The following is a 22,652-nucleotide window of genomic DNA, read 5'->3' as shown; positions in this document are numbered from 1 at the left end:
CTCCCTTTGGTTCATTATGTTGTTTTTCTGGATCAGGCGACCGAGCTAAGGAACTGCTTCAATCGCTCTGACTTTGGATTTCCGAAGACCTCGGCAGGTGGGCCTTGCTCTTCAATGCGGCCCTCGAAAAGATAGACGACGTGGTTCGCGACTTCGCGCGCAAATTTCATTTCGTGGGTCACAAGCAGCATTGTGCGCCCTTCCGCTGCAAGATCCCGGATTACGGTCAGAACTTCGCCTACAAGCTCTGGATCAAGCGCCGAAGTTGGCTCATCGAAAAGCATTACGGAAGGATCCACCGCAAGCGCGCGTGCGATTGCAGCGCGCTGTTGCTGACCGCCTGACAGATAGGCCGGATAGGTGTCGGCCTTGTCGCCGAGGCCCACCCTCTTGAGCAGTTCATGCGCCCGCGCGATAGCCTCTGCCTTCGGCACCTTGAGGACATGCACGGGCACCTCGATCACGTTTTCCAGAAGCGTTCGATGTGTCCACAGGTTGAACTGCTGGAAAACCATCGCAAGCCGCGTACGGATACGTTCAATCTGGCGGCGGTTCGAGGGGCTGCCGTCGGCATGCATTTCAACCAGCTCACCGCCGATCGTGATCTTTCCCGAGCTTGGTGTTTCCAGAAAGTTGATACAGCGCAGCATCGTGGATTTGCCCGAGCCTGAGCCCCCGATGATTGCAACGACATCGCCCTTGCTTGCTGTCAGCGAGACACCTTTCAAAACCTCCAGCGTGCCGAAAGACTTGTGCAGGTCCTCAACCCTTATCGCCTCTTCAGACGTGGTTGCTTCGCGTGCGGGTGTTGCTGCTTTGGCTGTGTCCATATCCAAGAATCTTCTGATTTCAGCTTGCAGTAAGCCTCGAATCTCGCAATTATGCAAGTGTATAATAATTCCGTACCATGGATGACCCGGACGTGCAGGACGACAGCCGTAAATTTACACGTGAATCTGCCGAGTTTAGGCGCGAGGCGCTGATCCTGGCGACTTTGGACCTGATTGCCGAGATGGGCGTTCGGGGTGCCACTGTGCGTCAGATCGCGGCCCGCGCGAACGTGACCCAAGGGCTGATCCGGCACTATTTCTCATCCAAGGAGGAACTGGTTCAGGCTGCGTACGAACATCACATGAATACGCTGACCGATCAGACAGCTGCGTCGTCAGGGAAAGGCAGCGCAGTATCTCAGTTGACCAACTTCGTTGATGCGTCGCTGCGACCGCCAATCGTTGATCCAAGCGCTGTGGCCTTGTGGGCCGGCTTCCTGAACAAGGTGCAGCGTGATCCGAAAATGCAACGCATCCACCAGCAAACCTATAACTATTTCCGGGATCAGCTTGAAAAGCTGATCGTCGCCGCATTGCAAGAAACCGGACGTCCAGTTACCACGTCGCAAGCCGTGCAACTGGCCATTGCCTGCAACGCGGTTATCGATGGTCTTTGGCTGGAAGGCGGTGCGCTTCCGGATGAATTTTCCGAAGGTCAATTGGCGCAGATCGGATTGGATTCCGTCAGTGCTATCGTCGGTATCCCATTGATCAAAGAGGTGGAACAACCATGAAGACCACATCGGTGACAGAACGGTTGGCGGGCTTGGGTGGCGCCAAATGGGGCGTACATCTGAAAGCGCGCGACCTTATCAAGGCCGGAGCGGACATCGTCGAAATGACGATAGGTGAACCGGACGTGCCGGTGTCGGACGCGCTGGTCGAAGCCACCGTAACCTCACTACGGGCCCAGCGAACGGGCTACTCCAACGGCCGTGGCGAAGCTGGCTTGCTTGACGCGCTTTCCGCCCGTTACTCGGCTTCCCGCGGACGCGTTTTCGGGCCCGAGAATTTTCTGTGCTTTCCCGGAACGCAGACCGCATTGTTCGCTGCCATGGCCGGCGTTGCCGAGGCCGGTGACGAAGTTCTGGTCGGTGATCCGATGTATGCAACCTACGAAGGGGTCGTGCGTGCTTCCGGGGCGGAAATGGTGCCCGTACCGCTGCGCCCGGAACACGGGTTTCGCATGCAGGCCAAAGATATCGCCGTACGCGTAACACCGCGCAGCCGCGCCATTCTTCTGACCACGCCACACAACCCAACGGGCGCGATCCTGACCGCCGAGGAGCTAGCCGAGATCGGACAGCTCGCGATTGCGCATGATTTGTGGATTATCTCGGACGAGGTCTATGAAGAACTGATCTTTGACGGGGCCAGATTTGTGTCGCCACTGGCAGACCCGGAACTGGCGGATCGTGTCATAGGCGTATCATCCATCTCGAAATCACATGCCGCGCCGGGGTTCCGCAGTGGCTGGTGTGTCGGGCCAGCCGCGTTTTGCGAAGCGCTACTGCCCTATTCCGAGACCATGCTTTTCGGCAATCAGCCCTTTATCGCCGATATGACTGAAAAGGCGATCCGCGACGGGTCCGAGGTTGCCTCCGGCATGGCCGCCCGTTTTTCAGCGCGCGCCACGCTTTTGGCTGATCGCCTCGAAGCAGAAACGGATCTGACCGTTCACCGGCCTCAGGCGGGAATGTTCGCCATGATCAACGTCTCCGCCACCGGGCTGGACGGCGAAGCCTATGCCTGGGACCTGTTGCAGACCGGGGTGGCTGTCATGCCGGGATCCGCCTTTGGGGACAGCTTGAAAGACTGGGTGCGAGTGGCCCTGACGATCAGTGACACCGACTTTGCCACTGCGGTCTCTCGCATCATCGATCACGCCAACAGAAAATCACGCGAGGTTGCATGAGTGAAATGACCGTGGGCGAAGCATTGGTTGCCAGGCTTCGCCAAAAGGATGTGACCTGCGTGTTCGGAATTCCGGGCGTTCATACGGTCGAGCTTTACCGCGGGCTTGCAGGCTCGGGCATTCGTCACGTTACACCCAGACACGAACAGGGCGCAGGGTTTATGGCCGACGGCTATGCGCGCGTGTCAGGCAAACCGGGTGTGGCCTTTGTGATCACCGGGCCTGGATTGACCAATACATTGACGCCGATGGCGCAGGCCCGCGCGGATTCAATACCGATGCTGGTGGTGTCCGGTGTCAACAAAACCGCATCTCTTGGCAGGGGTTTAGGGCATCTGCATGAATTGCCAGACCAGTTGGGACTGGCCAGGGCCGTTGCGTTGCTGTCCGAACAGGTTTCCGCCACCAACGCTCTGGACCCGGTCTTGGACCGCGTGTTCCACACCATCGCCAACGGTCGACCCGGACCGGTGCATATCGAAGTTCCGTTGGATATCGCAGCTTCAGAGTATCAGGAAACACCGGTCGAACCGCCTGTCTCAGTCTCACCGATTGACCCGGCTTTGATCACCCAAGCCGCAAAGCAACTGGCCAAAGCGAAGAACGTTGTCATTCTGGCGGGCGGCGGCGCAAAGCATGCAGAGGCTGGATTGCAGGCACTGGCCGAAGCTCTGGATGCCCCCGTGGTGCAAACCGTCAACGCGCGCGGCCTGATGCACAGGCATCCACTGACCGTTCCGGCCAGCCCCAGCCTGAACGCGGTACGCGGCTTGATAGAAAGCGCCAATTGCATCCTTGCGCTGGGAACTGAGTTGGGGCCAACCGACTATGATATGTATGCCACCGGCCAAATTGCTGAAATGTCAGGGTTGATACGGGTTGATCGATGCAGCGAGCAACTGACGCGACATGAGGCAGCGCTCATCATTCAAGGTGACGTCAACTTGGCTGTATCAGCGCTGGTTGACGCTTTACCGCACAAGCCAAAGCAAAGCGATGGTACGGAACGTGCAGGCAAAACACGTGACGCCGCCTGGGCGGAGATTGGTCCGGACTATCGCAAACAGGTAGAAATCCTCAACGCAATGCGCTCTGCGCTCCCGAACGCGCTAATGGTCGGAGATTCCACCCAACCGATCTATGCCGGCAATCTTTTCTACGACCACGACCGGGCCGGAGGCTGGTTTAACGCGGCAACTGGGTACGGCGCACTGGGCTATGGAATCCCCGCAGCCATCGGCGCTTCGGTCGCCGATCCCACAGCACGTGTGATATGCATCGCGGGCGATGGAGGCGCGCAGTTTTCTCTGCCTGAGATTATGGCCGCAGTCGACGAAGACCTGCCGGTCACCTTCGTGATCTGGAACAATCACGGATACCAGGAAATTGCCACGTCAATGCAGGATGCGGGCGTAACAGTCATAGGATGTGATCCCTCGCCTCCCGATTTTTCAGCAACGGCCAAGTCATACGGCATTCCATTCGCTTCGGTTCCAGCTGAACCGCAGGCTGTCGCGCAGGCATTGCGCCAAACTGCCGCCCAGAACGGGCCGGTAATGATCGAAGTCACCACTCCGAAATTCGCAGCTCAGAAAGATTGAAACATGTCAGACCCAACCTTTGAGTTTTCTCGCGCCATCACCCGCCGTCCGGCTCCGACTATTGCAGGCGGGTTGCGTGCAGAAGATATCGGAAACCCGGATTTCGACGGGATGAGAGCGGCGCATAAGGCATATGTGGCAGCACTGAAAAGCACCGGGGCCGAGGTGATCGAACTGGATCCCCTGAACGCGTTTCCCGACGCACAATTTGTCGAGGATACAGCCCTTTGCCTGCCGCAAGGTGCGATACTGATGCGACCTGGCGCACCTTCGCGGATGGGTGAAGTGGCTGAAATGGCACCGACCCTTCTCGGCTGCTACGATACGGTTCTGGAAATCCAGGGCCCCGGCCATATCGAGGGTGGAGATATCCTTGTTACCGGTCGCGAAATTCTGGTGGGCCGGTCAGACCGTACCGACGCGGAAGGTGTCGCCGAGCTGGCGAAAATCACCTCGGAGTGGGGGCACAAACTGCGCGAGGTGTTCACGCCCGAGGGCGTCTTACACTTCAAGACAGATTGTTCACTGATGGACGCCGAAACAATACTGTCGACCCGACGGCTGGATGCCTCGGGCTGTTTCGAGGGCTACCGGGTGCTGCATGTTGCGGACGGAGAGGAAGCTGCCGCCAATGCGATCCGCTTCAACAATCTGGTGCTGATGGCCGCTGGCTTCCCACGCACAGCTGAGATGTTAGATCGTGAAGGGTATGAGGTCGTTGAAATCGACAACATCGACTGCGCAAAGCTGGATGGAGGAATGTCCTGCCTTTCGCTAAGATTTTAGGAGTGTAACCGGTAGCGTTCGATCCTTGGTGTTTCTTGCGAAAACTGTCGCCCGTACCGGTCTTTCCTTTCCCGCCAATCGCTCATAAACATAGGTGGCTGTCGATGATCTCGTCCGCCGAGTGCGACCTGCAACCGGTTGCAAGACTTTTGCGATGGTGCATAATGAAGCTCTGATGCAAAACACCTTGATATCTCTGACCATCAACGACCGGAGCCGCACTGCGTGAGCGTGACCCTGAAAGACGTCGCCGCCTTGGCTGGCGTATCGCGATCTGCGGTGTCGCGCACCTTCACCGAAGGCGCCTCGGTCTCTGCAAAAACACGCAGTAAAGTTGAAAAGGCCGCGCGAGAGCTTGGCTACAGCCCCAATGCCCTCGCCTCGTCCCTGACAACCGGGCGCACCAAACTGATTGGGTTGATTTCGAACAACTTTCACAACCCGATTTTTCTTGAGGTGTTCGATCAGTTTACCCGCGCCTTGCAGGAACGCGGGCTGCGTCCTTTAATCGTGAACCTGACGGACGAGACCGAGCCCGCAAACTCGGTCCGCATGCTGCGCCAGTATTCGGTTGACGCGGCCATCGTTGCGTCTTCGACGCTGCCGCCCAGCTTTGCCAAGGCGTTCCACGATGCGGGCGTACCGGTGGTGCATACATTTGGCCGCTCGGCCACCTCGCCCGAAGTGCATGTGGTGGGAATCGACAACGTCGAATGCGGGCGCATGGCCGCGCGAGAGCTTTTGGCGCGCGGATACAGGCGTGTCGGCTATCTGGGCGGGCCCAAAGATGCAACCTCGGCACTCGACCGGTATCGCGGGTTCATGGAAGAACTGGCAGATCATCCCGATATCGAAGTAAGCCATTGTTTCGCAGGGGCTTATTCCTTCGAGGCCGGCCGCGCCGAAATGTTGCGCCTGTTGGCCAACACCCCGTCCGAGGCGTATTTCTGCGGCGATGACATCCTGTCTGTTGGCGCATTGTCCGCACTGGCCGATCACGGGCTGAAACCGGGTCAGGACATTGGAATCATCGGTCTGAACGACATGGAGATGTCGCGCTGGGAAAGCGTTAACCTGACAACGATCCACCAGCCGATCCAACAGATCATCACTTCATCCGTCGATCTGGTCGTTGAGATGCTGAAAGAGCCTCAGCGCTATCCCGAGGCCCGCATTTTCCCCTGCCGCGTGATCGAACGGGGCACATTGCGGCCCCGCCCCTGATCAGCGAAACATCGGCGGGCGCGCGTCCTGCCATGCGCCATCGGCCTTGCCCGACGCAACAGCCGCGTGGACGGCCGCAATGGACCGCAGCCCATCTGCCGCACCGGGCAGACCGTCGCGTCTTTCACCACGGATCGCATCCGCCAGATCGCAATAGATGTTGGCGACCGCCAGCGGAAAACCCTCGGGGTGCGCAATGGCGACACGCGACAGGCGTTGCACCTCATCGTGCAGACCGCCCTCACCCTTTTCGATGATCTGAGTACGCCCGCCGACCGGAGTATAGATCAACTGATTGGGCTGCTCGGACGCCCACCGCAGCCCACCGGTTTCGCCAAAGACCTGAATGTCAAAGCCATGCTGCCGCCCGATCGCCACTGATGACGTCCAAAGGCGTCCAACCGTGCCGCCCTCCATCCGGAAGTTGATCATTGCATCATCTTCCAGCTCACGGCTGACGATGGTCGAGGCCATGTCGGCAGACAGGGTTTTCACCTGATCGTCACAGATGAAACTGGCCATGTGCAACGCATGGATGCCGCAATCGGCAAACTGCCCTGAAACCCCGGCCATCGCAGGGTCATAGCGCCAGCGCACGCGCGGGTTATCCGCATCTGTGGCATCGCCATGATGGCCGTGGCTGAAATTGGTCACCACCAGACGCACCTTGCCGATATCGCCTGCGCGCACCATCGCACGGGCCTGACGCACCATCGGATAGGCGGAATAACAGTAGTTCACTGCACAGATCCTGCCCGAGGCTTCGGCCACGCGCACAATCTCTTCGCCCTCTTTCACCGTCATGGTCATCGGCTTTTCGCACAACACGTTAAAGCCTGCCTCAAGATAGGCCTTGGTAATCTCAAAATGGGTCGAATTGGGCGTCGCGATGGTTACCAGATCAATCCGATCCTCGCGGTCTTTTTCGCCCGCCAGCATCTCTTGCCAATCGCCATAGGCACGATCGGCAGCAACACCCAATCGCTGCGCGTATTCGCGGCCCACCTCGGGCCGGTGATCCAGCGCGCCAGCCGCAAATTCGAACAACCCGTCAGCCTGTGCCCCCAAGCGGTGCGCGGGGCCAATCTGGCTGCCTTCACCACCCCCGATCATGCCCCATCTCAACTTAGCCATGGTCATTGTCTCTCATTGGAATTGTCTCGTAGAGCGATCAGAAATCGCTGATGTCCTGCCACTGCCGCTGATCGGACGAGGCCAGCGCAGCGGCCAGCACGCGGTTGACCTCATGCCCGTCGCGGAACGTGGGCCAGATCGCCTCGCCGGTATGGATGGCCTGTAAAAAGTCCTTGGCCTCGATGATGATCTGATCCTGATAGCCGGTTCCGTGACCCGGACCCTGACAGAAGGGCTCATAATCCGGGTGCGCGGGGCCGGTCAGGATCTTGGTGAACCCGCGCGCGGCTTCGGGCCCTTCGCGCTTGTACAGCCACAGCGCATTCTGGTCCTCCTGATCGAACCGGATTGCGCCTTTTGTGCCTGATATTTCATAGGCATAGCCCATTTTCCGCCCCGTCGCGACGCGGCTGAAATACAGGCTTCCCATGACCCCGTTTTCGAACCGGCACATCATCTGGGCATGGTCGTCATTTGTTACCGCACCACCGGGGCGGGTTTTGTGAACGGTCTCAACATCGGCCATCACCTGCGCAATGGGCCCGACCAAGGCCAATGCGCCATTGACCATATGCGGGGCAAGATCGCCGATTGTGCCGTTGGCCATACCGGTCGTGCGCCAGGTGGCCGGGGCCTGCGGATCTGCATAGAAATCCTCGGTATGTTCGCCCCGGAACCACGTGATGTCACCAATCGCGCCATCGGTAATCAACTGGCGGGCATATTGGCTGGCGGGTGTGCGGATATAGTTGAACCCCACCATGTTCACCGCCCCCGAAGCCTCGGCCGCAGCAACCATCGCCCGACTGTCTTCAAGCGATGCGCCCAATGGTTTCTCGCACAAGACCGGTTTGCCCAAGGCAAAAGCCGCTTCTGCGATCTGACGATGTGTTGACTGAGGCGAGGCGATCACGATTGCCTCGGCCTTGGGGTCTTCAACCAACATGCGCCAGTCATCGGTTGCCCGCTGAAATCCATAGGCCGCCCGGTAGCGTTCGGCACTGTCCGGGCTCGACGCGCAGATGACCTCAAGCCGGGGGCGCAACGCCGTGTTGAAAACCGCTCCGACGGCCGACATCGCGACGGAATGGGCCTTGCCCATATAACCGCCACCCACGATTCCCACTCCGATTTCAGGCATCTGCCATGGCCTCGCACATTGTGTTTGCAACCGGTTGCAAAATCAGTATCGTGTGAATCGATTCAACGCAAGGTCCAAACTTTGCCCACCCACTTTGCCGGAGGACATGACGTGAGCGCTTTGATAGACGGTATCAAAGGAAATCGCTTTGCCGTTCTGGGGCGTGCGGGTATGGACCTTTACGCAGACCCGGTCGGTGTCAAAAGCGAAGAGGCCGATACGTTCCATGCCGATCTTGGCGGCTCGTCCGCGAATATCTGTGCCGGTCTGGTCAAGCTGGGCAGCCAGGCATCCTTGATCACCTCCATCTCGGACGATGCAATTGGTCGGTTCTGCCTCAACCGGTTGCAACATTACGGGGTAGATACCTCTTATATCCGCGTGTTGGGGGGCGAGTATCGCACCTCTCTGGCCCTGTATGAAAGCCGGACCGAGAACTTTCAGAATGTCATCTACCGCAACGGAGCGGTCGATTTTCAGGTTACTGACGCGGATGTGGACAGGGTTGATTACTCATCCTTCTCGGCCTTGATTTCGGCTGGCACCGTCTTTGCATCCGAACCCTCGCGCAGCGCCACGTTCCGAGGGTTTGAAAATGCGCGCAAAGCTGGTCTTCCGATCATTTTCGATGTTGATTACCGCCCCTACAGCTGGCCTTCGCCGGAAATTGCCGCTGACGTTCTGTCCCGTGCGGGCGAAGCCAGTGACCTGATTGTCGGCAATGATGAAGAGTTCGGCTTCATGGCCGGAGGTCTGGAAAAGGGCTTTGCCAAGGCAGAGGACCTTGCCAAGAAACCGGGCCGGGTTGTCATTTACAAGATGGGCGAAAAAGGCGCCGTGACGCTGGCGGATGGGCAAGAAATCAAAACCGGGATCTACCCAGTGGACGCTATCAAGCCCGTCGGGGCTGGTGACAGTTTCATGGCAGGGCTTCTGGCTTCGATCGCGGCGGGGCACTCGCTGAAAGACTCGGTGATGCGCGGTTCCGCCTGCGCATCCATTGTCGTATCCAAACCCGGCTGCGCCCCCGCTATGCCCACGACCCCCGAACTGAACGCGTTCCTCGCCTCTCACCCCGGCCCGACCACATAGGAGTATCCCATGCATATCGCGCCCTATGACAATCAGAACAAGCCCATCGTTGACGCCGGCGATCCGACCGTTCCGCTGAACTATTTCAACATCGTCAAACTGAAAAAAGGCGAGGCGTTCGAATACCGGGTGCCGGGCTACGAGACCTGCATCGTCCCTGCAACCGGCAGCGTCGACGTGGATGTCGAAGGCGTTTCCTTCCCCAGGCTGGGCAACCGGGGCGAAGATGTCTGGGATGGCGAGCCCGAGGGCGTCTATGTTCCCGTCGGCGCAAAGGTGCAGATGGTCTGCCTTTCTGACGCGACCGAGGTGTTTATTGCCGGTGCGAAATATGACAAGGTGCTGGACCCGTTCGATGTGCGCGAACACGACCTTGTGCAATATGGCAGCGACGACACCAAAACCCACCGCAAGATCAAACACATCCTTGGCCAAAAGCAACACGACAAGGTCGGTCGCCTGCTGGTCAGCGAGCTGTTCACCGTCGGTCAGGGCGGCTGGTCGGGCTTTCCCAGCCACAAGCACGACACCAACCGCCTGCCGGATGAGACCCGCCACGACGAGACCTACAATTTCCGGTTCAAACCCAACTGGGGCTCGGGTCTACAGATGCTTCAGCGCGAAGATAACCAGCCGGGCGACGCCTATCACATCGTGGATGGATCGACCGTTTGCATCGACAAGGGCTATCACCCCTGCTGCGTTTTGCCGGGGTACGAGATGTATTATTTCACCATCCTCGGCGGCCTGACCCAGCGTTCTCTGGTGCAGTATTTCCAGCCCACACATGCCTATCAGATCGAAACCATTCCCGGCATCAAAGACATGATTGCGAAATTCAAATGACCCTCGTCACGCTGAAAGACGTCCTGCAACCCGCTTATGAACAGGGCTATGCCGTAGGCGGGCTGGTCACACTCGGCTGGGAAGATATGCGCGCCTATGTGGCCGCGGCCGAGGCCGAGAATGCGCCCGTGATCCTGCAAGCCGGACCCAGCTGCCGCGACCACACTCCGCTGCCTGTACTGGGCAAGATGTTCCGGCATCTCGCCGAAAACGCTTCGGTTCCGGTCGTTGCGCATCTGGATCACGGCTATACGTTCGAAGACTGCAAGATCGCGCTCGACAGCGGTTTTACGTCCCTGATGTTCGACGGGTCGCGCAAACCCCTGCAGCAAAACATCGATGAAACCGCCGCAATTGCCGAGATGGCCCATGCGGCAGGGATTTCCTGCGAAGGCGAGATTGGTTTTGTCGGGTACTCGGGCGGTGAAGGATCAAACGGCACCGACCCGGCAGAAGCCGCCCAGTTCGCACGTGAAAGCGGTGTGGATGCCATGGCGATATCGGTCGGCAACGTCCACCTGCAACAAAACAAGGAAGGCGGTCTGGACGAAGCCCGCATCGCCGAGATCGACGCCTTGACCACAGTGCCTCTGGTCATTCATGGCGGATCGGGTGTGCCGGTAGATCAGCGTATGAAGTTGGCCCGCGAAACCTCAATCTGCAAGTTCAACATCGGGACCGAGCTGCGCATGGCCTTCGGCAATGCCCTGCGAGACGCTGTCAATCGCGATCCCGAACGGTTTGACCGCGTGACCATCCTGAAAGAAACCCACGATCCGGTCGAAGCCGCCGCGCGCATGGTCATCCGTGCCTTTGGCGCGCCGCCGCAACGTTGACGCGCGCTTTCGTCCTCAGATCGACCCCCCCTCGACCATGAAGTTGCCCGCGCTGCACATGGCAGCGTCATCCGAGGCCAGAAACAGCACCATGCGCGCGACATAGACAGGCTCAATCGGATCGGGCAGGCATTGGCGGTCGACCTGTTTGGCCAGCGCTTCGGGCGTGACCCAGAGGTTCTTCTGGCGCTCGGTCATGATCCAGCCCGGCACCACCGTGTTCACACGAATGCGGTGATCGCCCAATTCGCGCGCCATGGTGCGGGTCAGGCCATGCACCGCCGATTTGGCGGTGGCATAGGCCGGAAAACCTGCCCCGGCCTCCCACCAGGAATTCGATCCGATATTGATGATCGAACCTGAGCCCTTGGCGATCATACCCGGGGCCACAGCCTGAATGGCAAAGAACATATGGCGGATATTGGTCGCCATCCGCTCATCCCAATAGTCCGGCGTCACCTCGCGCCAGTCGTGACGGTCATCCTGGGCGGCGTTGTTGACCAGCACATCCGCCTCGCCCAACTCCTCGACCAGTTGCTCCAGCGCGGCCCGCATCCCTTCGATATCGCGCAGGTCACATTGCGCAAAGGCGTGTTCACCGTCCAGTTCCGCAAGCAGAGCAAGGCCCGCATCCGCATTGATATCCAGAAACCCGACCTTCGCCCCTTGCGCGGCAAAGGCGCGAACGGTTTCCGCACCAATTCCCCCGGCCCCGCCGGTGATGACAACCGTTTTGCCCGCAAGGCTTGGGTAATTGGCGAAGTCTTGGCTCATCCGTCACGCTCCATGATCCATTCGACCTCGGGGGCCAGGGCAAACCGCCATTTGCGCAGGGGGCCCGCCATGACGTTCAGGTAATACATCTCAAACCCATAGGGCGCGCCACAAGGGTGATGGCCGCGCGGAACAGTCACAACATCGCCATCGGAGACAGCCATCGTCTCATCCAACTGGCCATCATCGGTATAGACCCGCTGAATTCCGAATCCGTTGGCCGGGTTGAGGCGGTGATAATACGTCTCTTCCAGATAGGTGATACGGGGAAAATCATCCTCATCATGTCGATGACTGGGGTAAGAGGACCAGTGCCCATTGGGCGTAAAGACCTCGGTCACCAGCAGACTGTCGGCATAATCCTCGTTCTCCATCGCGATATTGTTGATATACCGCGTATTCACACCCTTGCCGCGTTCGGTCAGCGTGATGCCATCCGGCCCGATCCGGCGCGCTTTGTGGCCGCCCTTGCCCGGGGCCGAACACACCGCCACAACGCAGTCGGTTTCCGCCACAGCCTCCCACTCGGTTCCGTTGGGCAGATACAGGCTATGCGGCGGTGTCTTTTCGAACACGTTCATCCGACCGCCCAACACGCCCCAGTCCTGCCCAGCCCCGGTGATCCGCGCCTTGCCTTCGACCATCACCAGAATGACTTCGCGGTCTCCTGTCGCCTCGGCCACCCTGTCGCCGGCTTGCAGATGATACAGCCCAAAACCCACATATTGCCATCCGGCATTGTCCGGGGTGATGTCATGTACCTTGCCACGGGTTCCAATAGGTTTCTTCAGCAGATCTGCCATTCTTGTTCTCCTTATTGGGCGGGCCTAAACGGCCCGCCTGTGTTGCCCTCAGGCCGCTTGCCGTGCTTGCAGGGCCAAAAGCGCGGCAGACAGCTGAGCCTCGGCCCACCCTTCCGATACGGCCCGGTGCAATATGTCGGCCTGGCTTTCGGGCGCGTTGCCACCAATCGGCGGGTCGGTGTCCAGATTGGTCGGGAACGGATAGCCCTCAGCCGTTGCAGCAATCGCCGCATTCAGCTCTGCCGCACTCAGCGCCCCGCGTTGTTTCAGGGCGACCAGCGACGGAAACACCGCCTGCGACATGGACTGCCGGTCAACCATCTCCATCGCGCGGCCAAAAGCGGATGAGACCTGCAACAGGTTCGCCATCCGCTGAATATCCGTACTGCTGTTTTCCCCGGCAGCGTGGAACAGCGCCGGGTTGAAGAACATCGCATCCCCCTTCGCAAGGGGCAACTGAATGTAGTTCTCTTCAAAAAACGCCCGGTGTGCCGCATCGTGAAAGGCCAGATATCCCGGCGCGTAAAGCTGCGAAAACGGCAACAGTTTGGTTGGGCCGCTTTCCACGGGCATGTCACAATGCGCAACCGCGCCTTGCAAGGTCAGCGAGGCCGTCACCAGATGGGCATGGGCCGGATACCGGGCGGCGCTGTCAGCGGTTTGAAAGCCCAGATGGTAATCCCGATGCGCCTGCTGTGCCTTGCCGCCGGGGCGCACCTGATTGATCTGCGCGGTCATTTGATAGTTCGGCCCCAGCCACGCTTCGCAAGCCGTTGCAATGGCCACATTCCCGAAATAGAGTGCAAAGCCTTCGGGGTCGCGCAAGCACTGTTTCTGCAATGCGTTCCATATCCGGTCATTCGCGCCCGAGGCCGCGAAGTGGTCGCCTTCTCCGGCCCCGCCCTGACGTTCTTCCTCGATGATCTGCTGGAACACAGCCGTCGCCCGGTCGATCACGGACGTATCCGCAAATGCGCCTTTTAGAACGATCACACCCGCAGATTTGTCCAACACGCCTGCCCATTCCGCCAGCAGCGCTTTTCTTTGATCTGCCTTCTCCAGCGCCGGGCGCAGAGCATGCATATCATAGATCGGAACGTTCTTTTGCACCGATGCGGCATGAGGAACCGCACCGGCTGTCAGGTTTTGCGAGGTCAACACCTTGAATTCATCCAGATCACAGGATTCCCGGTCAAAATAACCGACATATCCAAGGTCTTGATGTACCATGACAAACTCCTCTTTCATGGCTTCGGTGTTGCCCCGAGGGGCGGTGATTAAACGGTGATCTCCAACCCTGCCTTGCCGCAAACCTCGACGATGTGGTCATAGCCCAATTTGGAGTACTCATAGGGCGGCGCCTTGGCGGGGTCCTGCTCGGCCTCGACCACGATCCAGCCGCTGTAATCCATTGCTTTCAACGCGTTGGCTACGGCCTGAAAGTCGATGCACCCATCACCCGGCACGGTGAATGCCCCGGCAATTACGGCATCCAGAAAGCTGCGATTGTTCTCGCGCGTGTCCTGCACGATGTCTGGGCGGATGTCCTTGAAATGCACGTGATGCACCCGGTCGCCCCAACGGTTCAGCGTGGCCATCACGTCGCCACCGCCAAACAGCAAGTGACCCGTATCGAAACACAGCTTCAGCTCGGGGCCTGAACCCTGCATCAGCCAGTTCACATCCTCTTCGCTTTCGATGATCGTGCCCATATGATGGTGATAGGCCATCGGCATACCCTGATCTGCCATCCATTTGGCAAGCTCGGTCAGCTTGCCCGCATAGGCCAGAACCTCGTCTTTGGACAGCTTCGGGCGGTCATTGACCGGCGTTCCGATCTGCCCCTGAACGGTATTTGAACACTCGGCGTAAACGATGCAGGGGCTGTTCAGCGCAACAAATTGTTCCACCTGCTCGCGCACGATGGCGACCTCGGCCTCAAGGTCATTGACCAGAGTACTGCCCGAACACCAACCGCCACACAGCGCGATGTCGTTTGCGTCCAGATAGGCGCGCAACCCTTCGGTGTCGCCGGGCATCCGCTGGCCCCGTTCAACACCGGTATAGCCGATCTCGCGCGCTTCTTTCAGCGCCTGCTCCATCGTGTAGGCTGCGGTCAGGTCCGGCAGATCGTCATTCTGCCAGGCAATCGGAGAGATACCGATCTTCACGCTCATTTCGTGTTTCTTTCCTTGATGGCGACCTCATAGGCCGCACGTTTTTCGTTTACTTCCGGACGGATGCTGACCTCGGGCACCGCCACTTCCCACCATGTTCCGCCATATTCGGTCGATGGGTAGGGATCGGTGTCGATCACCACCACATAGGGGCCTTTGATGTCACTTCGCTTGGCCAGTGCCTCCTCAAGCTCGGTGATCGAGCTGACCTTGAGCGCGGTCGCCCCCATGGCTTCGGCATGTTTGGCAAAGTCGATCACCGAATTTTCGCCGCCGACCGCGTGATCCAGCAGGTTGTTAAACTCGGCCCCGCCGGTTCCCATCTGCAAACGGTTGATGCAGCCAAAGCCGCGATTGTCGGTGACCACAACGGTGAACGAAATCCCCATCATCGCCGCCGTCGCCATTTCCGAGTTCGCCATCATGTAAGTGCCGTCGCCGGTAAAGCAGATCACGTCGCGGTCGGGCTGGGCCATCTTGATGCCCATCGCACCGGCGATCTCATACCCCATGCAGCTGAAGCCATATTCCATATGATAGGCACCGGGGCGCGGTGCCTTCCACAGCTTGTGCAACTCACCCGGCATCGTGCCCGCGGCACACATGGCAACGGTGTTTTCATTGGCCGCCCGCTGCACGGCACCAATCACCTGCATATCCGTGGGCAGCGCATTGCTGTCTGCGGGCGCGTCGGTCAATGCGTCGACCTTGGCAAACCATTCGGGTTTCAGCGTTGCAGGCATATCAGGCGCGCGGTAACCGCCCAACGCGTCGCTCAGTTCACCCAGTCCAACGTGGGCGTCAGCCTGCAGCGGCATCGCGCCGTGCTTTGCCGCGTCATAGGCGGCGGTGTTCAGGCTGATCAATTCCCGCTCGGGGTTCGCGAACAATCCCCATGACCCGGTGGTGAAATCCTGAAACCGGGTGCCGACGCCCAGCACCAGATCCGCCTCGGCGCAGATATCGTTGGCAGGCTCACCGCCGGTGACGCCAATCGGACCAAGGTTCAGCGGATGATCCCAGGCCAGCGCGGATTTACCTGCCTGCGTCTCGGCCACCGGCACATTGTGCGCCTCGGCAAAGCGCTGCAAAGCGGCGGTCGCGTCCGAATAATGCACACCGCCCCCGGCCACGATCACAGGGCGCTTGGCTGCCTTAATCGCGGCCACGGCCCGTGTCAGTTCACCCTCATCCGGACGAATTCGGCGCTGATACCAGACGCGCGGCTCAAAAAAGCTTTCGGGATAGTCATAAGCCTCGGCCTGCACATCCTGACAAAAGGCCAGCGTCACCGGACCGCAATCCGCCGGGTCCGTCATCGTGCGGAAGGCGCGCGGCAGCGCCGTCAACAGGTGCTCCGGCCGGGTGATGCGGTCGAAATAGCGGCTGACCGGTCTGAAACAGTCATTCGCGCTGATGGTTCCGTCCGAAAACACTTCGGGTTGCTGCAAAACCGGGTCGGGACCACGCGTGGCAAACACGTCACCGGGCAGCAACAAAACCGGCAGGCGGTTCACATGGGCCAGCGCCGCAGCGGTAACCATGTTGGTGGCCCCCGGCCCGATGGACGAAGTGACCGCCATCGCCCGCCTGCGCCCCAACTGCTTGGCATAGGCAATCGCGCAATGCGCCATGGTCTGCTCATTATGACCGCGATAGGTGGGCAGGCTGTCTTTCACACCGTGCAGCGCCTCGCCCAGACCGGCCACGTTGCCATGGCCGAAAATCGCCCAGACACCTGCGATAAAGGGCTCTCCGGCCTCGTTCATCTGCGCGCCCAGATAGCGCACCAGAGCCTGCGCCGCAGTCAATCGGACTGTCTTGCTCATCATGATCCCTTTCAACTCAGCTCCGCCTTTGGCGACCTGCGGGTTTTGTCATTTGCGAAGGTGCCAGCTTTTGTATCAAAGCCTGAAAAAAGTGGGGCGTCACGTGCCACCGCCCGATGGATGCCCCATTGGGGCATCCAAGTTCTGTACTTTAAACCGTACCGCCCAGCGATCCTTCTAGCTCGGCCATTTCCTGACCGCCTGCCATCAGGTCCTGCAACTGCTCTGGCGTGATCTCGCCACGCGTTGCTGTGCCCAGCGTCTTGCCCCGGTTCAAAACGGTGAACCTGTCACCCACCGCCAGCGCGTGACGCACGTTGTGGCTGATGAAAACCACGCCGACGCCCTGACTGCGCACCTTGTCGATGGTGGCCAGAACGTTCGAAGTCTGGCGCACACCAAGGGCCGAGGTCGGCTCGTCCAAGATCAGGATCTTGGCACCAAAATACACGGCGCGGGCAATGGCAACGGTCTGCCGTTCCCCCCCAGACAAGGTGCCAACAGCCTGATCCGGCCCGCGCAGGTTGATGCCCATCTTGCGCATCTCTTCCATGCAGACCTCATTCGCGTGTTCAACATCGAACCGTTTCAGCAGACCCTTACCCTTGGTCGGCTCGCGCCCCATGAAAAAGTTGCGCGTGACGCTCATCAGCGGGATCATCGCAAGGTCCTGGAACACGGTCGCAATGCCTGCCTCCATCGCATCCCGCGGAGTGTCAAAATGCAACGGCTTGCCCTCGAAAAAGATCTCGCCCTTGGTGGGTTTATGTACCCCGGACATGGTCTTGATGAAGGTCGACTTGCCCGCGCCGTTATCGCCCAGCAGGCAGTGGCATTCACCCGGTTTGACGTCGAAACTGACGCCCGCCAATGCGATGATGTTGCCAAAGTGCTTCTCGATATCCTTCATTTCCACGATGGGGGCCTGATCGCCTGCCGCATCGCCATGGTGGAACTTGGTATCTTCGGTCATATCAGCGCTCCCCGGTTACGCGTTTGCGGATCGCGTTGTTGAACAGAACGGCAATCAGCAGCATCGCGCCCAGGAACACCTGGAACCAGTCCTGATCGAAATCCGTATAGGTCAGTCCGATGACAACCATGCCAAAGATGATCGAACCAAAGAACGCCCCGATGGCCGAGCCATATCCGCCCGTCAGCAGACAGCCCCCGATCACGGCAGCGATGATCGCCTCGAATTCTTTCTGGAAACCACGCCGTGCGTCGGTCGAGCCCGCGTCGATCACCGTAATGATGGCCACCAATGCAGCGCAACAGGCGGTCAGCATGAACAGAGACACCTTGATCTTGCTCACGGGAACACCGGAATTCGATGCCGCAGTGCTGTCACCGCCCGCCGCGAAAATCCAGTTCCCCGCCGGGGTTCGCAGCAACACATAGGTGGCGGCCAATGCCAGCACGATGAACCACAGGATTTCGACCGGAACGCCGGGCACCTTGGGTGCTCCGCTTTTGAAGGTGTCAATCATGCCATTGGCCGCCAGCCAGGCAAACAGGCTGCCAAAGGCTTCGCCCGAAAAGAACGGCGCCAGCCAGTCGTTTTCAACCACGTCACGCACACCGCGCAACTGGGTCGACCCTCCGGTCGCCGCTTTGAGGCCAACAAGGGACAAGCCACGCAGAATGAACAGGAAAGCCAGCGTCACGATAAAGGACGGCAGGCCAGATCTTATGACGATATTGCCGTTCACTGCTCCGACGAATGCCGCGAATACAAATGTCATGGGGATCGCAATGATCAGTGGCAGATGCCATGTCACCACGCAGACGCCGAAGAACAGGCCCGCAAACGCCACCATCGATCCGATGGACAGATCAAACTCACCACCGATCATCAGAAGGGCCGCACCAATTGCTAGAATGCCCAGCTGTGCCGCAGGTGTCATGAAGTTCATGACCCCGGCCAGGGTAAACATCGAATCGTCTGCTGTGATGGCAAAGAAGATGACCACCAGAACGACACCGGCCATCGCACCGAGTTCGGGCCGTTTCATGAGCTTGGTCATGAAAGGTTCTTTCTTGACCCTTTCGTCCCCGGCGATTTGCGCTGAGTCACTCATCGTTTCCTCCCACTTGGGTGGGAGCGGCGCCACCGCGCCGCCCCGTTTAGTTCAGGTTGCGGTATGGATCAGCGGATGCCCTGCGCGGACAGCTCGATCACCTGCGCGGCCTTGTCCTGAGTGATCAGGTTCGGACCCGAAGGAACGTTGCCACCGGGCATCAGGCCGTATTTGGCGTGCAGGCCCATGAAGTTCACCGACAGATACCCTTGCAGATACTGCTGCTGGTCAATGGCAAAGGCCGCGTCGCCATCCGCAATCGATTGCAGGAAGTTGGCCGACAGGTCGAAGGATGCAACATTCACATCACGGCCCGACGCTTTGACAGCGGCAACAGTCGGCTCACCGGCCGAGCTTGCACCCAGCGCCATGACCGTATCGACGGCTTCGTTTGCAGCCAGAGCAGCCGAGACCTTCGACTCGATTTCCGACGGGTCATTCGAGGTTGGCAGAACTTCGACATTACCGCCAAAGCCTTCCGCGAAACCTGCGCAACGCAGGTCCAGCGCAACGTTGCCCACTTCGTGGTTCACACAGATCGCGGTTTTGCCCCCCATCGAAGCCAGTTGTTCACCCGCAGCTTTCCCGGCGTCAAACTCGTCCTGACCCACGTGCAGCAACGCACCCAGCTGTTTCGACACATCCGACCCCGAGTTGATCGAGATCACCGGGATGCCTGCGGCAACGGCACGTTCGATTGACGGGCCAAGCGCATCCGCATCCGGGATCGAAACGATCAGGCCATCAGGTTCCTGGTTCACCGCAGCGTCGATCAGCTGCGACATGGCCACCATGTCGAAGGTTTCCGGTGCGCGGTATTCCACATTCACACCGACATCCTTGCCAGCCTGTTCAACACCGTTCTTCACGACGTTCCAGAATGCGTCATTGGCCTGGCCATGCGATACGACCACGATGTCCTGCGCAAGAGCGGGTGTAGCCAGGGCCAGTGCCCCCGCGGCAAGTGCACCTTTAACGAATTTCTTCATTTCAGTTTCCTCCCATTGGTTCAGTCTGATCTTCTGTTGGGGTACCGGCCCCAATCATCCGGCTGTGCCGAATCTCAGTGGCTGCGGCGCAGGGCCGAGCTGTCGTTAGTTTGAAGAATTTTGGTCATTTTGCAACCGGTTTCAAAATTTCCTCCATCCGGACGGGCTTTCCCGTCTGCGCTGACAGGGTCGCGGCCTCGGCCATCGCCAGCGCCGCCACACCATCCTGCAACGTGACGGGAACGTTGGAACCGCCGCTGACGGCATCAACAAATGCGGCCCATTCCACGCGATAGGCCGGCATGTAGCGTTCCAGAAAGAAATAAGTCGGCTTTGCGCCCACAACGCCATCTGCCGTCGATTTCACGACGGTGTTTTCCAGCATGTTATGCGCCTGCAACAACCCTTCCGAACCCAGCACCTCGACCCGCTGATCATAGCCATAGGCCGCCCGGCGCGAGTTCTTGATGACCGCAATCCGGCCGTCTGCGTAAGTCATTGTGACCACAGCCGTATCCACATCGCCTGCCGCGCCGATCTCCGCATCCACAAGCGACGATCCCACCGCCGTGACGGTCTGAGGCACATCCCCCATCAGAAAGTTCGCCATGTCAAAATCGTGGATCATCATGTCCCGAAACAGTCCTCCGGACACTTTTACATAGCTGACCGGAGGCGGTGCCGGGTCAAATGACGTGATCGACAACAGTTCGGCCTTGCCGATTTCACCCGCGTCCAGCCCGGCCTTCAAAGCTGCAAAATTGGGATCGAACCGCCGGTTAAACCCGATCATGACAGGTTTGCCGCGCCCCGCGACCGCTTTCAGACAATCCTGTGCCCTCTGAAGGCTCAGATCGACGGGCTTTTCGCACAGAACGGCTTTGCCAGCGCCCGTGGCCGCCTCGATCAGGTCGGAATGCGTATCCGTCGGCGTTGCAATCAGAACCGCGTCAATCTCGGGATCAGCGATTATTTCTTCTGAACTGCGTGCCTCGGCCCCATATTCATCCGCCAGGCTGGCTGCCGCCTCGGGTAGCGCATCGGATACCGCACACAACCTGCTCCCCGGATGGGAAGATATGGCCTGCGAATGAACACGCCCAATACGCCCGGCACCCAGCAATCCGACCCTCAACATGCAGCTCTCCCGAATCTTGTTGTTGTGCGTAACAATGATTTTCTTTGCAACCGGTTGCAATATATTTTTTGCATCGCCGCCGGTTTTGCCAGCCTATCCCGCACCCTCACCGTGAATGCCGCGCAAAAACCCGGTCTGATCTCAACAGGATTACCCCGCCCGACACGCATTTTCCGCGCAAATGCCAGCCTACGGGAATCCCCCAATATCGCCGCCCGGTGAATCACGTTAGATTGTACTTAAGGAACACATACTACCACTCTGTGACCCCTTAGAGGGGCTGGCATGACCCCCTCGTCCAGCCCCTCATACCACACCAAACAGCCACAAGATCACATCGCGCCGACCAAAGCAGGCGCATGTCCGGTATTGATCTGGTTTGACAATGGCGATCCCTGAAGGACTCGAACCCTCAACCTGCTGATTAGAAGTCAGCTGCTCTATCCAGTTGAGCTAAGGGACCGCTGCGCCCTTCTTGCGGTTTTTACCCGCGGGGTTCAAGAGGCAAGCGCATGAATGCGCTGTTGGGATCGTCAACATACCCAAAGATTGGCCCGCAATAGGAATAGCCCAGCGACTCATACAGCTTGCGGGCGGCATCATATTCGCGAAGATGGCTTGCCCCGGTCTCAAGAACCAAAGCCTCGCACCCCTCTGCGCCAGCCTGTTCAGCCAGATGCGTCATCAGCACGTGCGCCAGCCCGCGCCCTCTTGCCTGCGCCAGAATATGCACCGATTTCACTTCGGCGGTTCCATCGGGCAGCGCTTTCAGCGCACCGCATCCCAATGGCTGCTGTCCGTCAAAAATGGCCCAGAATCGCACCCCCGGGCCAGCCAATGCTTCGGCGTCCATCGTGTGGTTGCTTTCCGCAGGTCCCGCAGTTTCGCCATGGGCAAAATGCGCCTCGACAATCGGGCGTAATACGTCCGATGTCGGGTCAGCCTCGCGGATTTCGATCATTCAGTGCGTCCAGGGGGCACGCCGGTCGGTTGCGAAATTCTCGCCATAGCCCCGCGCACGCAGATTGGGTTTGCGCTTGTGCGGCTCGCTGACCTCAGCATCGATACCGTGGGCCTTGGCATAATCCAGCGCCTCTTCCCTCGTGTCGAACTTCAGGCGCACCTGAGCCTGCGTGTCGCTGGACGACGTCCAGCCCATCAGCGGATCAACCTCGCGCGCCGAGGCCGGGGCGTATTCCAGAACCCATTTGCGGGTCTTGGCCATCCCCGAGGTCATCGCATTTCTTGCGGGCTGGTAAATCCGTGCGCGCATGTCGCCTCTCCGTACTCACTTGGCTGAGCCCGTTTATGCGTCAGAGCGCGCCCGGGGGCAAGATTGCAATTGTCGCGGCCCTCGCCCGCGAACTCATGCCAGAAACTGTCATCAGGCTGGGATAGGATCGCGCCAAACAAACGCAAGAAATTCACAACGACTCACCCGTCGCACGGCCTCAGA

At 59.2% G+C, this 22,652-nt stretch carries 23 protein-coding genes and 1 tRNA gene; 9 read left to right on the top strand and 15 right to left on the bottom strand.

The annotated features are described in order from the left end of the window. Positions 1 to 32: 32 nt before the first annotated feature. Positions 33 to 830 (bottom strand): ABC transporter ATP-binding protein, encoded by a 798-nt coding sequence (locus tag ACR0ID_RS08585; RefSeq protein ID WP_480475306.1) that lies wholly within the window; start codon positions 828 to 830, stop codon positions 33 to 35. 77 nt (positions 831 to 907) lie between these two features. Here ACR0ID_RS08585 and ACR0ID_RS08580 point away from each other — a divergent pair, with 77 nt between their 5' ends. From ACR0ID_RS08580 to ACR0ID_RS08560, 5 genes are all read left to right on the top strand, one after another. After that, positions 908 to 1,564, top strand: a complete 657-nt coding sequence (locus tag ACR0ID_RS08580) for a TetR/AcrR family transcriptional regulator (RefSeq protein WP_480604856.1) — start codon at positions 908 to 910, stop codon at positions 1,562 to 1,564. After that, positions 1,561 to 2,745 (top strand): pyridoxal phosphate-dependent aminotransferase, encoded by a 1,185-nt coding sequence (locus ACR0ID_RS08575; RefSeq protein ID WP_480604855.1) that lies wholly within the window; start codon positions 1,561 to 1,563, stop codon positions 2,743 to 2,745. Before ACR0ID_RS08580 ends, ACR0ID_RS08575 begins: the two co-directional genes overlap by 4 nt. Beyond that, complete coding sequence (locus tag ACR0ID_RS08570; protein WP_480604853.1) at positions 2,742 to 4,346, top strand: 5-guanidino-2-oxopentanoate decarboxylase; 1,605 nt, start codon at positions 2,742 to 2,744, stop codon at positions 4,344 to 4,346. Before ACR0ID_RS08575 ends, ACR0ID_RS08570 begins: the two co-directional genes overlap by 4 nt. 3 nt (positions 4,347 to 4,349) lie before the next feature. Further along, complete coding sequence (locus ACR0ID_RS08565; protein WP_480604851.1) at positions 4,350 to 5,132, top strand: dimethylarginine dimethylaminohydrolase family protein; 783 nt, start codon at positions 4,350 to 4,352, stop codon at positions 5,130 to 5,132. 225 nt (positions 5,133 to 5,357) lie between these two features. After that, positions 5,358 to 6,356: a LacI family DNA-binding transcriptional regulator gene (locus ACR0ID_RS08560; RefSeq protein WP_480604849.1), complete on the top strand. Its 999-nt coding sequence runs from the start codon at positions 5,358 to 5,360 to the stop codon at positions 6,354 to 6,356. On the opposite strand, the gene ACR0ID_RS08555 is transcribed toward ACR0ID_RS08560, so the two are convergent. Continuing rightward, positions 6,357 to 7,490 carry a Gfo/Idh/MocA family protein gene (locus ACR0ID_RS08555; protein WP_480518598.1) on the bottom strand — a complete coding sequence of 378 codons (1,134 nt, stop codon included), beginning with the start codon at positions 7,488 to 7,490 and terminating at the stop codon, positions 6,357 to 6,359. It lies immediately after the preceding gene. 37 nt (positions 7,491 to 7,527) lie between these two features. Next, entirely contained in the window at positions 7,528 to 8,631 is a 1,104-nt protein-coding gene (locus ACR0ID_RS08550) for a Gfo/Idh/MocA family protein (RefSeq protein ID WP_480518597.1), read from the bottom strand. Between the two features lie 111 nt (positions 8,632 to 8,742). On the opposite strand from ACR0ID_RS08550, the gene iolC reads away from it, so the two are divergent. From iolC to ACR0ID_RS08535, 3 genes are read left to right on the top strand one after another with little or no spacing between them, the layout of a single operon-like run. Next, positions 8,743 to 9,723 carry a 5-dehydro-2-deoxygluconokinase gene (iolC, locus tag ACR0ID_RS08545; RefSeq protein ID WP_480604847.1) on the top strand — a complete coding sequence of 327 codons (981 nt, stop codon included), beginning with the start codon at positions 8,743 to 8,745 and terminating at the stop codon, positions 9,721 to 9,723. Positions 9,724 to 9,732: 9 nt separating this feature from the next. After that, complete coding sequence (locus tag ACR0ID_RS08540) at positions 9,733 to 10,569, top strand: 5-deoxy-glucuronate isomerase (RefSeq protein WP_480475288.1); 837 nt, start codon at positions 9,733 to 9,735, stop codon at positions 10,567 to 10,569. Continuing rightward, complete coding sequence (locus tag ACR0ID_RS08535; RefSeq protein WP_480518591.1) at positions 10,566 to 11,405, top strand: class II fructose-bisphosphate aldolase; 840 nt, start codon at positions 10,566 to 10,568, stop codon at positions 11,403 to 11,405. The genes ACR0ID_RS08540 and ACR0ID_RS08535 overlap by 4 nt, the downstream gene beginning before the upstream one ends. A 15-nt stretch (positions 11,406 to 11,420) precedes the next feature. Here the strand turns inward: ACR0ID_RS08535 and ACR0ID_RS08530 are convergent, their stop codons facing one another. The 9 genes from ACR0ID_RS08530 to iolG all read right to left on the bottom strand — a co-directional run bounded on the left by ACR0ID_RS08530 (position 11,421) and on the right by iolG (position 21,196). Continuing rightward, positions 11,421 to 12,179, bottom strand: coding sequence for an SDR family NAD(P)-dependent oxidoreductase (locus ACR0ID_RS08530; RefSeq protein ID WP_480604845.1), 759 nt, complete (start codon positions 12,177 to 12,179; stop codon positions 11,421 to 11,423). After that, positions 12,176 to 12,982, bottom strand: coding sequence for a 5-deoxy-glucuronate isomerase (iolB, locus tag ACR0ID_RS08525; RefSeq protein WP_480604843.1), 807 nt, complete (start codon positions 12,980 to 12,982; stop codon positions 12,176 to 12,178). The genes ACR0ID_RS08530 and iolB overlap by 4 nt, the downstream gene beginning before the upstream one ends. A gap of 48 nt (positions 12,983 to 13,030) precedes the next feature. After that, positions 13,031 to 14,212, bottom strand: coding sequence for a phytanoyl-CoA dioxygenase family protein (locus ACR0ID_RS08520; protein ID WP_480604842.1), 1,182 nt, complete (start codon positions 14,210 to 14,212; stop codon positions 13,031 to 13,033). Between the two features lie 47 nt (positions 14,213 to 14,259). Continuing rightward, the gene (gene iolE, locus ACR0ID_RS08515; protein WP_480604840.1) at positions 14,260 to 15,159 is read right to left on the bottom strand and encodes a myo-inosose-2 dehydratase; all 900 of its coding nucleotides are present in this window, start codon (positions 15,157 to 15,159) and stop codon (positions 14,260 to 14,262) included. Beyond that, positions 15,156 to 16,988 (bottom strand): 3D-(3,5/4)-trihydroxycyclohexane-1,2-dione acylhydrolase (decyclizing), encoded by a 1,833-nt coding sequence (gene iolD, locus ACR0ID_RS08510; protein ID WP_480604838.1) that lies wholly within the window; start codon positions 16,986 to 16,988, stop codon positions 15,156 to 15,158. Before iolD ends, iolE begins: the two co-directional genes overlap by 4 nt. Positions 16,989 to 17,139: 151 nt before the next feature. Beyond that, positions 17,140 to 17,961: an ATP-binding cassette domain-containing protein gene (locus ACR0ID_RS08505; protein WP_480475274.1), complete on the bottom strand. Its 822-nt coding sequence runs from the start codon at positions 17,959 to 17,961 to the stop codon at positions 17,140 to 17,142. Position 17,962: 1 nt separating this feature from the next. After that, a complete protein-coding gene (locus ACR0ID_RS08500; RefSeq protein WP_480475272.1) occupies positions 17,963 to 19,069 on the bottom strand; it encodes an ABC transporter permease in 1,107 nt (368 codons plus the stop codon). 68 nt (positions 19,070 to 19,137) lie between these two features. Next, positions 19,138 to 20,058 (bottom strand): sugar ABC transporter substrate-binding protein, encoded by a 921-nt coding sequence (locus ACR0ID_RS08495; protein ID WP_267364100.1) that lies wholly within the window; start codon positions 20,056 to 20,058, stop codon positions 19,138 to 19,140. A 124-nt stretch (positions 20,059 to 20,182) separates the two neighbouring features. Then, positions 20,183 to 21,196, bottom strand: a complete 1,014-nt coding sequence (iolG, locus tag ACR0ID_RS08490) for an inositol 2-dehydrogenase (RefSeq protein ID WP_480604836.1) — start codon at positions 21,194 to 21,196, stop codon at positions 20,183 to 20,185. On the opposite strand from iolG, the gene ACR0ID_RS08485 reads away from it, so the two are divergent. After that, positions 21,149 to 21,418 carry a hypothetical protein gene (locus ACR0ID_RS08485; RefSeq protein WP_480604887.1) on the top strand — a complete coding sequence of 90 codons (270 nt, stop codon included), beginning with the start codon at positions 21,149 to 21,151 and terminating at the stop codon, positions 21,416 to 21,418. The two genes, iolG and ACR0ID_RS08485, sit on opposite strands and share 48 nt — an antisense overlap. A 164-nt stretch (positions 21,419 to 21,582) precedes the next feature. Here ACR0ID_RS08485 and ACR0ID_RS08480 read toward each other — a convergent pair. The 3 genes from ACR0ID_RS08480 to ACR0ID_RS08470 all read right to left on the bottom strand — a co-directional run bounded on the left by ACR0ID_RS08480 (position 21,583) and on the right by ACR0ID_RS08470 (position 22,469). After that, a tRNA-Arg gene (locus ACR0ID_RS08480) sits at positions 21,583 to 21,659 on the bottom strand. A 21-nt stretch (positions 21,660 to 21,680) separates the two neighbouring features. After that, on the bottom strand, positions 21,681 to 22,157 hold the full coding sequence (locus tag ACR0ID_RS08475; protein ID WP_480518577.1) for a GNAT family N-acetyltransferase: 477 nt from the start codon (positions 22,155 to 22,157) through the stop codon (positions 21,681 to 21,683). Continuing rightward, positions 22,158 to 22,469, bottom strand: coding sequence for an ETC complex I subunit (locus ACR0ID_RS08470; RefSeq protein ID WP_480518575.1), 312 nt, complete (start codon positions 22,467 to 22,469; stop codon positions 22,158 to 22,160). Positions 22,470 to 22,652 lie beyond the last annotated feature (183 nt).

It is taken from the genome of Ruegeria sp. AL2 (genome assembly GCF_056540845.1).
The sequence above is the reverse complement of the archived record's forward strand: the minus strand, read 5'-3'. Positions and strand labels throughout refer to the sequence as shown.

Excerpts from the sequence above, each read along its gene's own strand:
- ACR0ID_RS08585 (WP_480475306.1), bottom strand. The coding sequence starts at position 830 with ATGGACACAGCCAAAGCAGCAACACCCGCACGCGAAGCAACCACGTCT.
- ACR0ID_RS08580 (WP_480604856.1), top strand. The coding sequence starts at position 908 with ATGGATGACCCGGACGTGCAGGACGACAGCCGTAAATTTACACGTGAA.
- ACR0ID_RS08575 (WP_480604855.1), top strand. The coding sequence starts at position 1,561 with ATGAAGACCACATCGGTGACAGAACGGTTGGCGGGCTTGGGTGGCGCC.
- ACR0ID_RS08570 (WP_480604853.1), top strand. The coding sequence starts at position 2,742 with ATGAGTGAAATGACCGTGGGCGAAGCATTGGTTGCCAGGCTTCGCCAA.
- ACR0ID_RS08565 (WP_480604851.1), top strand. The coding sequence starts at position 4,350 with ATGTCAGACCCAACCTTTGAGTTTTCTCGCGCCATCACCCGCCGTCCG.
- ACR0ID_RS08555 (WP_480518598.1), bottom strand. The coding sequence starts at position 7,490 with ATGGCTAAGTTGAGATGGGGCATGATCGGGGGTGGTGAAGGCAGCCAG.
- ACR0ID_RS08550 (WP_480518597.1), bottom strand. The coding sequence starts at position 8,631 with ATGCCTGAAATCGGAGTGGGAATCGTGGGTGGCGGTTATATGGGCAAG.
- ACR0ID_RS08540 (WP_480475288.1), top strand. The coding sequence starts at position 9,733 with ATGCATATCGCGCCCTATGACAATCAGAACAAGCCCATCGTTGACGCC.
- ACR0ID_RS08535 (WP_480518591.1), top strand. The coding sequence starts at position 10,566 with ATGACCCTCGTCACGCTGAAAGACGTCCTGCAACCCGCTTATGAACAG.
- ACR0ID_RS08530 (WP_480604845.1), bottom strand. The coding sequence starts at position 12,179 with ATGAGCCAAGACTTCGCCAATTACCCAAGCCTTGCGGGCAAAACGGTT.
- iolB (WP_480604843.1), bottom strand. The coding sequence starts at position 12,982 with ATGGCAGATCTGCTGAAGAAACCTATTGGAACCCGTGGCAAGGTACAT.
- ACR0ID_RS08520 (WP_480604842.1), bottom strand. The coding sequence starts at position 14,212 with ATGGTACATCAAGACCTTGGATATGTCGGTTATTTTGACCGGGAATCC.
- iolE (WP_480604840.1), bottom strand. The coding sequence starts at position 15,159 with ATGAGCGTGAAGATCGGTATCTCTCCGATTGCCTGGCAGAATGACGAT.
- iolD (WP_480604838.1), bottom strand. The coding sequence starts at position 16,988 with ATGAGCAAGACAGTCCGATTGACTGCGGCGCAGGCTCTGGTGCGCTAT.
- ACR0ID_RS08505 (WP_480475274.1), bottom strand. The coding sequence starts at position 17,961 with ATGACCGAAGATACCAAGTTCCACCATGGCGATGCGGCAGGCGATCAG.
- ACR0ID_RS08500 (WP_480475272.1), bottom strand. The coding sequence starts at position 19,069 with ATGAGTGACTCAGCGCAAATCGCCGGGGACGAAAGGGTCAAGAAAGAA.
- ACR0ID_RS08495 (WP_267364100.1), bottom strand. The coding sequence starts at position 20,058 with ATGAAGAAATTCGTTAAAGGTGCACTTGCCGCGGGGGCACTGGCCCTG.
- ACR0ID_RS08485 (WP_480604887.1), top strand. The coding sequence starts at position 21,149 with ATGAACACGCCCAATACGCCCGGCACCCAGCAATCCGACCCTCAACAT.
- iolG (WP_480604836.1), bottom strand. The coding sequence starts at position 21,196 with ATGTTGAGGGTCGGATTGCTGGGTGCCGGGCGTATTGGGCGTGTTCAT.
- ACR0ID_RS08475 (WP_480518577.1), bottom strand. The coding sequence starts at position 22,157 with ATGATCGAAATCCGCGAGGCTGACCCGACATCGGACGTATTACGCCCG.
- ACR0ID_RS08470 (WP_480518575.1), bottom strand. The coding sequence starts at position 22,469 with ATGCGCGCACGGATTTACCAGCCCGCAAGAAATGCGATGACCTCGGGG.